Here is a 14,167-nt window from a genome sequence, read left to right on the forward strand (position 1 = left end):
GCCAACGGGACCGGCGGTGGGGGCCCACCCGCTACCGTGGATCGGATGAGCGTCCAGGAGCAGTCGTCAGAGGAGCCCGGCGGGGCGTCCGCAGAGGAGCCCGCCCCCGCCGGGGCACACCCTCGTTCCCTCGCGGAGGACCTGCGGGCCCGCGACGACTCCTCCCTGTCCGCGCTGCTGCGGGCCCGCCCGGACCTCATCACTCCCGTACCGACCGACCTGACCCAGCTGGCCACCCGGGCCGGTACGCGGGCCTCCGTGATCCGGGCGCTGGAACGCCTGGACCGGTTCGCCCTGCAGACCGCGGAGGCGCTGGCCGTCGCCCCGGAACCGGCGCCGTACGGCACGCTCCGGGACCTGCTGGCGGGTGACGGGCACGATCCGGTGGTCGTCGAGGCGCTCCCGCGTGCCGTGGCCGTCCTGCGCGAACAGGCACTGGTGTGGGGCTCGGACGACCGGCTGCGGCTGGTGCGCACGGCCCGCGAACTGCTCGCGCCCTCACCGCAGCACCCCTCCCCGACGGGACTCGGCCCGACGGTCGCGGAGGCCACCACGGGCATGTCCCCGGGCCGGATCCAGGAGCTCCTGACGACGGCCGGACTGCCCACGACGCACGACGCGGTGTCCGCGGTGGAGTCGCTCACGGGGCTCTTCACCGACCGCGCCCGGATGTCCGCCCTGCTCGACACGGCCCCGCCGGACTCCCTCGAAGTCCTTTCGCGGCTGGTCTGGGGGCCGCCGTACGGTCAGGTGACCGCCGATCCGGCGACCCGGCTGCGCTGGCTCCTCGACCGCGGACTGCTGCTGCCGACGGCGCCCGGCACGGTCGTACTGCCCCGCGAGGTGGCCCTCCATCTGCGCGAGGGGCGGGCGCACCAGCGGACGGAACCACTTCCTCCGCCGGTCGAGCCCACCTCCGTACACCGTCCACAGGTTGTGGACAGCACGGCGGCCGGGCAGGCGTACACGGCGCTCGCCACCGTCGAGGAGCTGCTGAAGGACTGGGACGAGGGCGGTCCGTCGGCGCTGCGCGCGGGCGGTCTGAGCGTGCGCGACCTGAAGCGGACGGCCGTGGCCCTCGACGTACCGGAGCCGGTCGCCGCCTTCTGGGTCGAACTCGCCTACGCGGCGGGCCTGCTGGCCCCGGACGGCGAGGCCGACGAGCGGTACGCGGCGACGCCCGCCTACGACGAATGGCTGGAGCTCCCGGCGGCCGAGCGCTGGACCCGGCTGGCCACGGCGTGGCTGTCGGCGACCCGTACGGCGGGCGTGGTCGGCGGACGCGACACCAAGGAGCGCACGCTGGCGGCGCTGGGCCCCGGCCTGGACCGCTCGGCGGCGCCCGAGGTCCGGCACCGGGTCCTCTCGCTCCTCGCCGCGCTGCCCGAGGGCGGCTCCACGTCCCCCGACGCCCTCGTCGCCCGCCTCCACTGGGAGCGTGCCCTGCGCGGAACCGCCTCCACGGACGATCTGCGGTCGCGGATCGCCCGGTGGACGCTGACCGAGGCCGAGTCCCTGGGCATCACCGGCCGGGGCGCGCTGTCCGCGCACGGACGGGCGCTCATGGGGGCGCCGCCCGGCGCACCCGCCCCCGCCCCCGCGTCCGCATCCGCATCCGCGACCGGTCCCGCCTCCGGTCCCGGCGACAAACTGCCCGTCCACCACCGGCATCCCCACCATCCGGTGCCCGCGCCGGACCCCCGCTCGCCCGCCGAGGTGGCCTCCGCCGCCGCCCTCGCCGGCCGGCTGCTGGCCCCGCTGCTTCCCGAACCCCTCGACCACGTCCTCCTCCAGGCGGACCTGACGGCGGTGGCCCCGGGTCCGTTGCGCCGCCCGCTGGCCGATGTGCTGGACGTCCTCGCGGACGTCGAGTCGAAGGGCGGGGCGACGGTCTACCGCTTCACCCCGGGCTCGGTCCGCCGCGCCCTGGACGCGGGCCGCTCGGCCTCCGACCTCCAGGCGTTCCTCACCGCCCACTCCCGTACGCCGGTACCGCAGCCGCTCGCCTACCTGATCGACGACGTGGCCCGCAGACACGGCCACCTGCGGATCGGCGCGGCGTCGGCGTACGTGCGCTGCGACGACGACGCGGTCCTGAACGAGATCATCGCCGACAAGCGTTCGCAGGGGCTGCGGCTGCGCCGCCTCGCGCCCACGGTGCTGGCCGCCCAGGCCGACCCGGCCACACTCCTCGAAGGGCTGCGCGCGATGGGCTTCGCGCCGGCCGCCGAGTCCGCCGAGGGCGATGTGCTGATCACCCGCGCGCTCGCGCACCGCACGCCCCCGCGCACGGCGCCCGAGCCGGTCCCCGACGGTCCGCCGTCCCCCGACACCACCCTGCTGGGCGCCGCGATCCGGGCCATCCGTGCGGGCGACCTGGCCTCCACGACTCCGCGCAAGCCGTCCGGTTCCGGATCCGCCGGTTCCGCCGGCTCTTCCGACTCCGGCTCCGGCCTCTCAGGCGGCGGGCGGAACGGCGCCCTCCCGCGCACCACCTCCGCCGAGACCCTCGCCACCATGCAGGCCGCCGTCCTCACCGGCGGCACCCTGTGGATCGGTTACGTGAACGCCGAGGGCTCCGCGAGCCAGCGCGTCATCGCCCCCGTCCGGGTGGAGGGCGGTTTCGTCACGGCGTACGACCACACCGCGGACGAGGTACGGACGTATCCGCTGCACCGGGTGACGGGCGTGGCGGAACTGGCGGACGAAGCGGAACTGGCGGACGAACAGGCCTGAGTCCGCGCACCCTCGCCCGCCGGTCTCCGCCTCACTCGTTCGGGTGTAGGCGGTGGTTCATGCACGCCACGCCGGGCGCTTCCCACCCATGAGGGACCTTGTGGGTTCTCCGGCATTCCCGCGCCGGCCGCTGGGCAGCCACTGGGCGTCCTGCTCACGCAACGAACCCACGTGAAGAAGAGGGAATCCCATGCGTACTGCCCGTCGTGTCGCCACCGTCCTGATCGGTACCGCCGCGCTGCTCGGCGCACTCGCCTCACAGGCCGCGGCGATCGGCATCGATCTCGGCGGGGGCGTGACGTTCTGAGCCGCGCTCGCGCGGCGCGTCACACCCCGTAAGCCCCGTCCCGTCTCGTACGCCCAGTCCGCGGGCCGGACCCGGCCGTCCCGGGTCCGGCCCGTTCCCTCCGTGGGCCCCGTTCCGTGGGCCCCGTTCCGTGGGCTCTGCCCCAGCTCAGCAGCACCCGAAAGGTTCCGTGGCTCCCATGCGTCCCCTCCGCCTCACGCTGCAACCCGTGTGCCCCACGGCCTCCGTGCCGTCCGTGCCCTCCGTTCCCGCCGTAAGTCCCGCGGGTCCGGAGCGCCGTAGCCACCGCGCGCGCACCGCCGCCACGGTCGCCCTCATCGCCTCGGCCGTGCTCATCGGCGTACTCGCCCCGCAGGCCGCCGCGGCCCGGACGGCCGCGCGGGCACCTCAGTCCGCCCCGGCCACCCCCTCCGCGCTTCCGCTGCCTCTGCCGGTGGCCGCCGTCGAACCGCTGGTGACCGAGGGGGTCAGCATCGAGGGGCCGCTGATCAACAACATCACTCTGCCCACGCTGAGGTGACCCGGCGCATGCGGTAGCTGTCGCCTTCGAGACGCACGATCTCCGCGTGGTGCGCGAGCCGGTCGACCATCGCGGGGGCCGCGCCGCCGAAGACCTCCTCCCAGCGGCCGAGCGGACGGTCGGTGGTGACGATCAGGGAGGACCGCTCGTAGCGGTGCGCGACGAGCTGGAAGAAGAGGTGGGCGGTGTCCGGGTCGAGCGGTGTGTAGCCGACCTCGTCGACGATGAGCAGCGGGCGGGCGTCGAGGTCCGCCAGTTCCTCACCGAGGCGGCCGGCCGACCGGGCCCCGGCCAGCCGCGCGGCCCACTGCGCCGCGGTCGCGAAGAGCACCTGGTGCCCCGACTGGCACGCCCGTACGCCGAGGCCGACGGCGAGATGCGTCTTGCCGGTGCCGGGCGGGCCGACGAACACCACGTTGCGCCGGGCCGCGACGAAGTCCAGGCTGCCGAGCCGGGACACGGCCTCCCGGTCGAGCACCCGGGGGTACTCCTCGTCGAACTCCTCCAGCAGCTTCCGGGCGGGGAACCGGGCGTCACGGATGCGGGCCTCGACACCGGGCTCCGAGGAGTCGTGCGGGTCGACGGACTCGTGCGCGTCGTACGGGGCGGAGACCGTCTGCACCGGGATCGGGGCGGTGGCCTGCGCGGCGATCTGCGCCGCGGCCTGTGCGGTGGGCTGGGTGCCGGCCTGCGTGCCGGTCTGCGTGGCGGACGGGCCCGTGAGCTGGACGGGAATCCGGGCGGCGGGCGCGGTCTTGGCCGCGAACGCGAACTCGGCCGGGACGGAGGACCCCGTCATCCCGCCGGCCGGCCTGCCGGCGCTCTCGACCCCGGACCCCGCACCTGAGGCATACGCCTGCCCGAACCCTCGCTCCTGCCCGTGCCCGTGCTCCAGCCCCGGCACATGCCCTTGCGCGGATGCCTGCCCATGCCCCTTGTGCGGGCGCTCCCCGTGCGTCGCCATCGGGCCCGACATGTACGCCAGGATCGCGGCCGAGGCGATGAACGCCATGTGGATGACCGTCCCCCACAGCAGCGAGTGGTGCGAGGTGTGGTGCACGTCCACGAACATCTGGAGCAGGTGCACGGACGAGATGCCCACGATGGCGGTGGCGAGCTTCACCTTCAGCACGTTGGAGTTGACGTGCGAGAGCCATTCCGGCTGGTCGCGGTGGCCCTGGAGGCCGATGCGCGAGACGAACGTCTCGTACCCGCCGACGATCACCATGATCAGCAGATTGGCGATCATGACGACGTCGACCAGTTTCAGCACGGCGAGCATGACGTACGTCTCGTTCGCCTGCCCGGTCACGCTCCGGAGGATTAAAGTCCACAGCTCTCTGAAGAACTTGTAGACGTACACACCCTGTGCGGCCACCAGTCCGAAGTACAGCGGGGCCTGGAGCCAGCGGGTGGCGAAGAGCGAGTAGCCGAGAGTCGCGCTCGGCTGCGAGGGGGGCGGCGTCTCGGGCTGCGGCTCGGGCGGCGGGGCATGGCTGTGATGAGACAACAGTGAGCTCTCCCTGGGCGGCGAACCGGGCGGTGACCTGCGCAGTGACCTGCGGGATCGCCATTCTTCGGGGCAGCGACCGTAAATCTGAATTCACACCACTCATTGGAATGAATAGACATTCAGTAGGACAGGGCCGGGGGCGCCGGGCGTTCGCGGCGGCGGGTGGCGACGATCAGGCACACTGGACGTTTGGCCGTGCACATCGCACGGCTGTGCAGAAGGGGACGCGCGTGAATGGTCCACTCATCGTCCAGTCCGACAAAACCCTGCTCCTGGAGGTCGACCACGAGCTGGCGGACGAGTGCCGCCGGGTCATCGCTCCCTTCGCCGAGCTGGAGCGCGCGCCCGAGCACATCCACACCTACCGGGTGACCCCGCTCGGCCTGTGGAACGCGCGCGCGGCCGGACACGACGCCGAGCAGGTCGTGGACGCGCTCGTGCAGTACAGCCGCTATCCGGTGCCGCACGCGCTGCTGGTCGACATCGCGGAGACGATGGGCCGCTACGGCCGGCTCACCCTGAGCAAGCACCCCGCCCACGGGCTCGTCCTGACCACCACCGACCGGCCCGTCCTCGAGGAGATCCTGCGTTCGAAGCGGATCACCCCGCTCGTGGGCAACCGGCTCGACCCGGACACCGTGGCCGTGCACCCCTCCGAGCGCGGACAGATCAAGCAGACGCTCCTGAAGCTGGGCTGGCCGGCCGAGGACCTCGCCGGGTACGTGGACGGGGAGGCGCACCCCATCGGGCTCGCCGAGGACGGCTGGTCCCTGCGGCCGTACCAGAAGCAGGCGGTGGAGAACTTCTGGCACGGCGGGTCGGGCGTGGTCGTGCTCCCCTGCGGCGCCGGAAAGACGCTGGTCGGCGCGGGCGCGATGGCCGAGGCGAAGGCCACCACGCTCATCCTCGTCACGAACACGGTCTCGGCCCGGCAGTGGAAGCACGAGCTGGTCAAGCGCACGAGTCTGACCGAGGACGAGATCGGCGAGTACAGCGGTACGCGCAAGGAGATCCGCCCGGTCACCATCGCGACGTACCAGGTGCTGACGACCAAGCGGAAGGGTGTCTACCAGCACCTGGAGCTGTTCGACTCCCGCGACTGGGGGCTGATCATCTACGACGAGGTGCATCTGCTGCCCGCGCCGGTCTTCAAGTTCACCGCCGACCTCCAGGCGCGCCGCCGGCTCGGTCTGACGGCCACGCTGGTGCGTGAGGACGGCCGCGAGTCGGACGTGTTCTCCCTGATCGGGCCGAAGCGTTTCGACGCGCCCTGGAAGGAGATCGAGGCGCAGGGCTACATCGCGCCGGCCGACTGCGTCGAGGTCCGGGTGAACCTCACGGACTCCGAGCGGCTGGCGTACGCGACCGCCGAGGCGGAGGAGAAGTACCGCTTCTGTGCGACGACGGCGACGAAACGCAAGGTCACCGAGGCGTTGGTGCGTCGGTTCGCGGGGATGCAGACCCTGGTCATCGGCCAGTACATCGACCAGCTCGACGAACTGGGCGAGCATCTGGACGCGCCGGTCATCAAGGGCGAGACGTCGAACGCGCAGCGCGAGAAGCTCTTCGACGCGTTCCGTGAGGGGGAGATCAGCGTGCTGGTCGTCTCGAAGGTCGCCAACTTCTCCATCGACCTGCCGGAGGCGACGGTCGCCATCCAGGTGTCGGGCACCTTCGGCTCCCGCCAGGAGGAGGCCCAGCGCCTCGGCCGGGTGCTGCGTCCGAAGGCGGACGGCCACCAGGCGCACTTCTACTCGGTCGTGGCCCGCGACACCATCGACCAGGACTTCGCGGCCCACCGCCAGCGTTTCCTGGCCGAGCAGGGTTACGCGTACCGGATCGTGGACGCGGACGAGCTGCTGGCCGACAACTAGCGCGTGGCCGGTCGGCGCTCCGGAGGGGGCGCTACCGGCGGCGTACGCCCGCCTCCTCGCCGTACTCGCCGAGGAGGACCACTCCGAGGGCGGCGCCGGCGAAGACCTTGACGGCCCGCAGGGCGTCGCCGACGCGATGGCGGTGACTGCCCCGCAGGGCGGTCGCGCCGTTCGGCGGACGGGGGCGGGCGGGGGCCTGGGTGAAGGTCGCTGTACTCATGCATCCATGGTGCAACGTCCGCGCCCCGCTTCCATCGGCCTGCGGACCGAGCCCGGGTCGTCCCCGCGTACGACTTCGGGGCGACCTCCACCCCGGAGGTGGGGGTCGGTGTCCCCTAGGGGTCGCGGGGGGGGGCCGGGGGTTCAAGAGCCCGGAGGCCTGGGGTACGGAGGCCGGGGGTGTGAAAACGGTTGGCCTCGGGTGGGCCCGCTCGCCTAAGATCTCCGCTCTTGCCCGCCTCCCGTCGTGGAGCGCCGCCGTCCGGACGGAAACCGGTCGGTTCACCGCCACAGTCAGCGGGGCCCGCCCGGCCCCGCGGTTCCCGCAGGCCCGGAGGCAACACCCGTGTCCACCCCGTCCGACTCCGCCATGCCGTCCGACGATCCCCTCTCCCGCGAACGCGCCCACCTCGCGCACTCCCGTGCCGCACTGCGTTCGATGCGCGAGGACGTCCAGTCCCTCGACATCCGGGACGTCACCGCGAACTGGGTCAACGCGGAAGTCCTGACCCGCCAGATCGACGAACGCATCAAGGCCCTCGCCGACCTGTCCCACACCCCGCTCTTCTTCGGCCGCCTCGACTACCTGCACGCCCCGGGCGCCGAGCAGGCGGAGGGCGCCGAGGGCGAACGTTTCTACATCGGGCGCCGGCACGTGCACGACGCCGGCGGCGACCCGATGGTGATCGACTGGCGCGCCCCCGTGTCCCAGCCGTTCTACCGGGCCTCCAAGAAGACCCCGATGGACATCGGGCTGCGCCGCCGCTTCGGCTACACCGGCGGCGACCTCACCGCGTACGAGGACGAACACCTCTCCGACCCCGCGGAGACCGCCGCCACGAGCAAGCTGCTCCAGCAGGAGATCGAACGCCCGCGCGTGGGCCCCATGCGCGACATCGTGGCGACGATCCAGCCCGAACAGGACGAGATCGTACGGTCCGGCCTGGGCGGCACGGTCTGCGTCCAGGGCGGTCCCGGCACCGGCAAGACGGCCGTCGGCCTGCACCGGGTCGCGTACCTCCTGTACGCCCACCGCGACCGCCTCGCCCGCACCGGCACCCTCGTCATCGGGCCCAACGCGTCCTTCCTGCACTACATCGAACAGGTGCTGCCCGCGCTGGGCGAACTGGAGGTCAAGCAGGCCACCGTCGCCGACCTGGTCGCGCACGTCGAGGTGCGGGGCGCGGACGAGGCGGCGACCGCCGTCCTGAAGGGCGACGCGCGGATGGCCGAGGTGCTGCGCCGGGCGGTCCGCGCACACGTGACCCCGCCCACCGAGCAGGTCGTCGTGGTCCGCGGCTCCCGGCGCTGGCGCGTACCGGAGTACGAACTGACCTCCATCGTGCAGGAGTTGCTGGACCGGGACATCCGGTACGGCGCCGCCCGCGAAGCCCTGCCGCAGCGCATCGCGCACGCCGTGCTGGTGCAGATGGAACGGTCCGGCGAGGCGCCGGACGACCGGGTGCAGGACGCCGTCGCCCGCAACCCCGCGGTGAAGGCGGCGGTCAAGGCGATCTGGCCGCCGGTGGACCCGGCGAAGCTGGTCTTCCGGCTGCTCTCGGACGCGGACTTCCTGGCGCTGCACGCGGAGGGTGTCCTCACGGAGGACGAGCAGGAGACGATCCGCTGGGCGAAGCCGGTCCGGTCGGTGAAGTCCGTCAAGTGGGCCGCCGCGGACGCCGTGCTGATCGACGAGGCCACCGACCTCGTACAGCGCACGCACTCCCTCGGGCATGTCGTGCTCGACGAGGCGCAGGACCTGTCGCCGATGCAGTACCGGGCGGTGGGGCGGCGCTGCACGACCGGTTCGGCGACCGTACTCGGGGATCTCGCGCAGGGTACGACGCCGTGGGCGACGCGGAGCTGGGAGGAGGCGCTGGCGCACCTGGGGAAGTCGGAGGCGGTGGTGGAGGAACTGACGGCCGGTTTCCGCGTCCCGACCGACGTGATCACGTACGCGTCCCGGCTGCTTCCGTACATCGCGCCGGGGCTGGCGCCGGTGGCGTCGGTCCGGGAGAACCCGGGGTTCTTCGAGGTCCGCGCGGTCCGCGCGGCTGCCGTGGACACCACTGCCGCCGAAGTGGTGGCGGCCTGCGAGGAGTTGCTTGCGCGGGAGGGGTCGGTGGGGCTGATCGCCGCCGACGGGCGGGTGCCGGTGCTGGCCGAGGCGCTGGCGAAGGCAGGGCTCGACCATCTCGCTCCCGGCGAGGAGACGACCGCCTCCGCCCGGCTGACGCTGGTGCCTGCGTCGCTCGCGAAGGGGTTGGAGTACGACTACGTGGTCCTGGACGAACCCCAGGCCGTCGTCGACGGTGAACCGGACGAACGGACGGGGTTGCGGCGCCTGTACGTCACGCTGACGCGGGCGGTGTCGGGCCTGATCGTGACCCACGCGGACGCCTTGCCGGCACAGCTGGGGGATTGACGGGCCGGTGGGGGTTGCTCGCGCCGTTCCCCGCGCCCCTCAAAGACCGGCCGGTGGCCCGGTGCGGGTCGGTGGGGGTTGCTCGCGCCGTTCCCCGCGCCCCTGAAAGACCGGCCGGTGACCGGGTGCGGGCCCGTGGGGGCTGGCCGCGCCGTTCCCCGCGCCCCTGAGGGGCGGGGCTGCGCCCCAGCCCCCACCCGCCTAGGGGCGCGGGGAACTGCGCAGTCTTTTCGTCTTTAGGGGCGCGGGGAACTGCGCAGAGGTTTCAGCCGCTCCAGCCTCCGCCTACCGCCCGGCTCGCGAGGTATGAGTCGCGGAGCGCCTTGCGCAGGCCGGGGATCGTTTCGTCGTACCGGGCGGCAAGGGCCTTGAGCGCCGGCTTGTGCGCGCGCAGATCCGCGCGGCTCCATACGCAGGTGACCTCCAGCTCGACCGAAAGCACGGCCATGGCCAGTTCCTCCAGCGGGATCGCCGCCGGATCGGTCCGGTCGAGGACGGTGCCGCGCACCCGTTGCTGGAGGGCGCGCACGTTCTCCGGCTGGGTGACGGTGATCCGGTCGGACGGGACGAGCCCGAGCACCTTGTTGCGGGTGACGGTGACCTCTCCCGCCGCGGCCAGCTGATCGCGTACCGGCTTCTCCGCGGTGTGCGCCTTGTTGTGCACGAACTGGAGCCAGCTCTTGGGCCTGTTGTCGGGCAGGTCGCGCCAGACCGAGGCGAGGAAGGAGTCGTCCGGCGTCCTCCCGGATCTGCGGATCACCTTTCCGCCGGTGGCGTCGAGGAGCCCGTCGCGGGCCAGCTCGGTCAGGGCGCCGGCGCGCAGCAACTGGCCGCGGCCCTGCAGGTTGTCGAGCTGGAACTTGCCCTTGTCCACGGTGTAGCAGAGCAGATAGAGGTGTTGCGGCAGACCTTGGATCATGTCGTCTCCGTCTCGAAGCGCAGGTGTTCGGCCAGGAAGCGTTCCGCCGCGGTGTAGAGCGCGATCACGTTCTCCGGGTTCTCGATGGCGTGGCCCTCGTCCTCCATGACGATGTACTCGACGGGGACGTCCCGCGCACGCAGCGCTTCGACGAACCGGTCCGACTCGGCGAGGACGACCCGCGCGTCGTTGGCGCCGTGCACCACCATCAGCGGGGTGCGGACCTGGTCGACGCGGCTGATCGGGGAGCGGGCCAGCATGTCGGCCTCCTGCTCCGGGTCGGCGGGGTCGCCCACGTAGGTGAACCAGTTGTGGGCGAGCATCGGTTTGACGAAGTCGGGCTGGCTGCGCATGAAGTTGGCCAGGTCCGAGACCCCGACGACGTCGATGGCGGCGGCGAAGACGTCCGGGGTGAACGTGATGCCGACCAGTGCCGCGTAGCCGCCGTAGGAACCGCCCATGATGGCCACGCGGTCCGGATCCGCGTACCCCTGGTCGACGGCCCACCGCACGGCGTCGACGAGGTCGTCGTGCATCCTGCCCGCGAACTCCCCGATACCGGCCCTGGTGTGGGCCTTGCCGTAGCCGGTGGAACCCCGGAAGTCGACCTGCAGCACCGCGCAGCCGCGGTGGGCGAAGAGCTGCGCGGCCGGGTTGTACCCCCAGCTGTCCCGGCTCCAGGGACCGCCGTGCACGAACAGCACCATCGGCAGCCCGGCCGGCTCGACGCCGACCGGCAGCGTCAGGTGCACGGGCAGGGTCAGTCCGTCGCGGGAGGTGATCGACAGCGTGCGCATCGGTGCCAGCGCTTCGGGGTCGAGGTCCGGCTTGGCCCGGTGGAGCAGACGGCTCTCGCCGGTGGCGTGGTCGTAGAGGAACGTGACGCCGGGGTCGCGGTCGTGGGTGAACGAGGCCACCCACCGCTGCCCGCTCTCGTCGGAGGACACCCCGGCGAGATCACCGTCGGACAGCTTCTCCAGGTTCTCCAGTACGTCGGCGAAGTGCGGGTCCAGGGCGTGTACGACCTGTCGTTCGCCGAGGTGGCGGACCGCGAGCAGGTCGCCCGTCCGGCGGCTGCGGATCAGCGGGGAGGGCAGGGCGGGGAAGACCCGGGCGCGGGTGTCCAGGTCGTACCGCGGGTGGGAGTCGACCTCGTGCTCCTCACCGGTGGCCAGGTCGAGCCGGGCCAGGCGCAGGCGGTCGCTCCCCCGGTGCGAACCGAGCCACACCCCGGTGCCGTCCGGGGTGACCTCCAGGGGGTAGATGCCCAGCGGGGCGTCACGCCCGGTGAACCGTGCGACGGGGGTCGGCGTACTCGTCGCCGCGTCCCACCGGGACAGTTCGATGTCGCCCTCGGCCGTCGTCGCCGTCGCGAACACTTCGCGCTCGCCGTACAGCCACCCGTCGACGTCGTTTCGCTCGTCGTCGTGCCCGGGGTTGTGGGCGAGGGTCGTGAGGTCGCCGGTGGCGAGGTCCAGTTCGACCAGGTCGAACCGGGCGCGGTCGCGCAGGTTCAGCTGGGTGATCACCTTGCCGGGCCGCCCGGCGGGCAGGTCCACGCCGACGGCCCGCACCCCGGGCCAGGGCGTGAGGTCCACCGCGGGGGCGTCCGGGTCGTCCAGGTCGACGCGGTAGAGGTGCAGGTTCTCGTCGCCGCCCTGGTCGCGGCAGTAGAGGAGCAGGCGCGGGTCATGGGTCCAGTGGTAGCTCACCACTCCGCGGTCCTCGGTGGTCACGCACCGGGCGTCCCCCTGCGCGTCGACGCTCTCGATCCAGACGTTCATCCGGTTCTTCCACGGCGCCAGGTACGCCATGGTCCTGCCGTCCGGCGACAGGGTGGTCTTCGCGCGGGGCGGCGGGCTGAAGAACTCCTCGACCGAGATGGTCTCCCGCTGTGTCATGTGGGTCCCTTCCGTCCGTCTCCGGTTACCTCCGGATGCCTTTGGCTGTCTCCGGCTGCCTCCAGATGTCACTTAGTGACATCTGCGTTGAGTGACATCTGCTTCAAGCCCACCCACCCAAACCTCCGCCCAGTACGTGACCCAGGTCACACCTGGTTCCAGGTGTAGAAATGTCACTTACTGCCAACCCGTCATTAAGCGACAATCGACAGTGCACCTCACCCCAGACGACTCGGGAGAACTGACCACCATGAGGACCAAGAGCTTCCTGGAGACACAGTCCGACCCGTCCGGCACGCAGGCGGAGCAGCCCGGAACGCAGGCGGAACCGACGGCGCCCCGGCAGCAGCCCTCGGTCCTCGACCAGGCGGGAGGCACCAAGGGGATCGTCTACTCGGCCCTGCCCGCGCTGGCGTTCGTCGTCGCCCACAACTTCAGCGGCACCGCGGTGTCGATCGCCGCCGCCCTCGGCGTCGCGGTGGCCATCGGCGTACTGCGCCTGGTGCGCGGGGAGTCGGTGCAGCCCGCGATCGGCGGTGTGTTCGGCGTCGTGGTCGCTGCCGGCGTCGTCTGGTTCACCGGCTCCGCCAAGGACTACTTCCTCATCGGCATCTGGGCGAGCCTGGCGGGCGCCGTCCTGTTCCTCGCCTCCGTCCTGGTCCGGTGGCCGCTGGCCGGCGTGCTCTGGAACGCGGCCACCGGCAAGGGCCACGCCTGGCGCGCGGACAAGCGCTCGCGGTTCTACTACGACGTCGCCACGCTCGTGCTGGCCGCCGTCTTCGGTGCCCGGTTCGCCGTCCAGGAGTACTTCTACGCGACCGACCAGGTCGGTTCGCTGGGCGCGGCCAAGATCGCCATGGGCTTCCCGCTGCTCGCCCTCGCCCTCCTGGTGGTCGCCTGGGCCGCCCGCAGCTCGAACAAGCGCCTGACGGCCATCGGCATGCTGCCCGCCGAACGGGGCTGACTCCTCAGCGACACTTGGTGTCAATATGTCACTGACCTGTCGGCGTCACGGACAGCCGTCGCGGACAGAGACACACGGACACGAGCGGAGGTGACCCGCATGGAGACCGCCAAGCGCGGCAGGAGCGGCATGAGTGAGCAGCGGCGCCACCGGCTGCGCCTGGAGATCTCCCGGGAGGCGTCCCGGCTGTTCTGGGAACAGGGAGTGGACGCCACCAGCGGTGACCAGATCGCCGAGGCGGTGGGCCTGTCCACCCGCACCATCTGGCGTCACTTCCGCAGCAAGGAGAGCTGCGCGGAACCCATCGTCACGCAGGGGGTGGAATGGGAGATGAGCACACTGCGCGACTGGCCCGCCGAGCTCTCGCTCGAAGAGCGCTTCAGTACGGAGGCGCTCCGGTTCCAGCGTGAGTCCAGTGCCGTCGAACTGGCCGACAACGGGCTCGCGATCCGCATGATCCGGCTCGCCGACACGGAGCCCGCCCTGCGGACCGCCTGGCTGATGGCCTGCGACCAGGTGGAGCGCGAGATGGCCGGGATCATCGCGAAGCGGCTGGGCCGCCCGGCCACCGACCTCCAGGTACGCCTGCACGCCGCGGCCGCCTCCGCCGCGATCCGCGTCCTCAACGAGGAGATCGGCGCGGCCCTCCTGGACGGCGCGGACCCCGCCCAGTTCGCCGACGCCCCCCAACGCCTGGCCCACGCGGTCCGAGAAGCCACAGGAGGAACGGTGGGAGACCCGGTCACCCCCTGACCCCCACACAGACCGGCGTTGACCTTTACCCCTCAG

General features: G+C 72.1%; 10 protein-coding genes. 6 read left to right on the forward strand and 4 right to left on the reverse strand.

Features of this window, described 5'->3' with window-relative positions:
• Nucleotides 1–45 precede the first annotated feature (45 nt).
• The gene (locus ACZ60E_RS36315) at nucleotides 46–2,736 is read left to right on the forward strand and encodes a helicase-associated domain-containing protein (RefSeq protein WP_469446134.1); all 2,691 of its coding nucleotides are present in this window, start codon (nucleotides 46–48) and stop codon (nucleotides 2,734–2,736) included.
• A 485-nt stretch (nucleotides 2,737–3,221) separates the two neighbouring features.
• Nucleotides 3,222–3,563, forward strand: coding sequence for a hypothetical protein (locus ACZ60E_RS36320; RefSeq protein WP_469446136.1), 342 nt, complete (start codon nucleotides 3,222–3,224; stop codon nucleotides 3,561–3,563).
• On the opposite strand, the gene istB is transcribed toward ACZ60E_RS36320, so the two are convergent.
• Entirely contained in the window at nucleotides 3,541–5,073 is a 1,533-nt protein-coding gene (gene istB / locus ACZ60E_RS36325; RefSeq protein WP_469446138.1) for an IS21-like element helper ATPase IstB, read from the reverse strand. The genes ACZ60E_RS36320 and istB overlap by 23 nt on opposite strands.
• 233 nt (nucleotides 5,074–5,306) lie before the next feature.
• Here istB and ACZ60E_RS36330 point away from each other — a divergent pair, with 233 nt between their 5' ends.
• The gene (locus ACZ60E_RS36330) at nucleotides 5,307–6,950 is read left to right on the forward strand and encodes a DNA repair helicase XPB (RefSeq protein ID WP_384811194.1); all 1,644 of its coding nucleotides are present in this window, start codon (nucleotides 5,307–5,309) and stop codon (nucleotides 6,948–6,950) included.
• Between the two features lie 31 nt (nucleotides 6,951–6,981).
• Here ACZ60E_RS36330 and ACZ60E_RS36335 read toward each other — a convergent pair whose 3' ends face one another.
• On the reverse strand, nucleotides 6,982–7,170 hold the full coding sequence (locus ACZ60E_RS36335; RefSeq protein ID WP_210881115.1) for a hypothetical protein: 189 nt from the start codon (nucleotides 7,168–7,170) through the stop codon (nucleotides 6,982–6,984).
• A gap of 369 nt (nucleotides 7,171–7,539) precedes the next feature.
• Between ACZ60E_RS36335 and ACZ60E_RS36340 the strand changes: the two genes are divergently transcribed.
• Nucleotides 7,540–9,594 carry a HelD family protein gene (locus tag ACZ60E_RS36340; protein ID WP_469446263.1) on the forward strand — a complete coding sequence of 685 codons (2,055 nt, stop codon included), beginning with the start codon at nucleotides 7,540–7,542 and terminating at the stop codon, nucleotides 9,592–9,594.
• 265 nt (nucleotides 9,595–9,859) lie between these two features.
• On the opposite strand, the gene ACZ60E_RS36345 is transcribed toward ACZ60E_RS36340, so the two are convergent.
• Both ACZ60E_RS36345 and ACZ60E_RS36350 read right to left on the reverse strand, forming a co-directional pair.
• Nucleotides 9,860–10,513, reverse strand: coding sequence for a GOLPH3/VPS74 family protein (locus tag ACZ60E_RS36345; RefSeq protein WP_384811191.1), 654 nt, complete (start codon nucleotides 10,511–10,513; stop codon nucleotides 9,860–9,862).
• Nucleotides 10,510–12,414, reverse strand: coding sequence for a S9 family peptidase (locus tag ACZ60E_RS36350; RefSeq protein ID WP_469446141.1), 1,905 nt, complete (start codon nucleotides 12,412–12,414; stop codon nucleotides 10,510–10,512). Before ACZ60E_RS36350 ends, ACZ60E_RS36345 begins: the two co-directional genes overlap by 4 nt.
• A gap of 250 nt (nucleotides 12,415–12,664) precedes the next feature.
• On the opposite strand from ACZ60E_RS36350, the gene ACZ60E_RS36355 reads away from it, so the two are divergent.
• A complete protein-coding gene (locus ACZ60E_RS36355; RefSeq protein ID WP_469446143.1) occupies nucleotides 12,665–13,378 on the forward strand; it encodes a DUF3159 domain-containing protein in 714 nt (237 codons plus the stop codon).
• Nucleotides 13,379–13,477: 99 nt separating this feature from the next.
• Entirely contained in the window at nucleotides 13,478–14,131 is a 654-nt protein-coding gene (locus ACZ60E_RS36360) for a TetR/AcrR family transcriptional regulator (protein WP_384811184.1), read from the forward strand.
• The last annotated feature ends 36 nt before the right edge of the window (nucleotides 14,132–14,167 follow it).

The organism is Streptomyces sp. NPDC102514 (assembly GCF_055584525.1).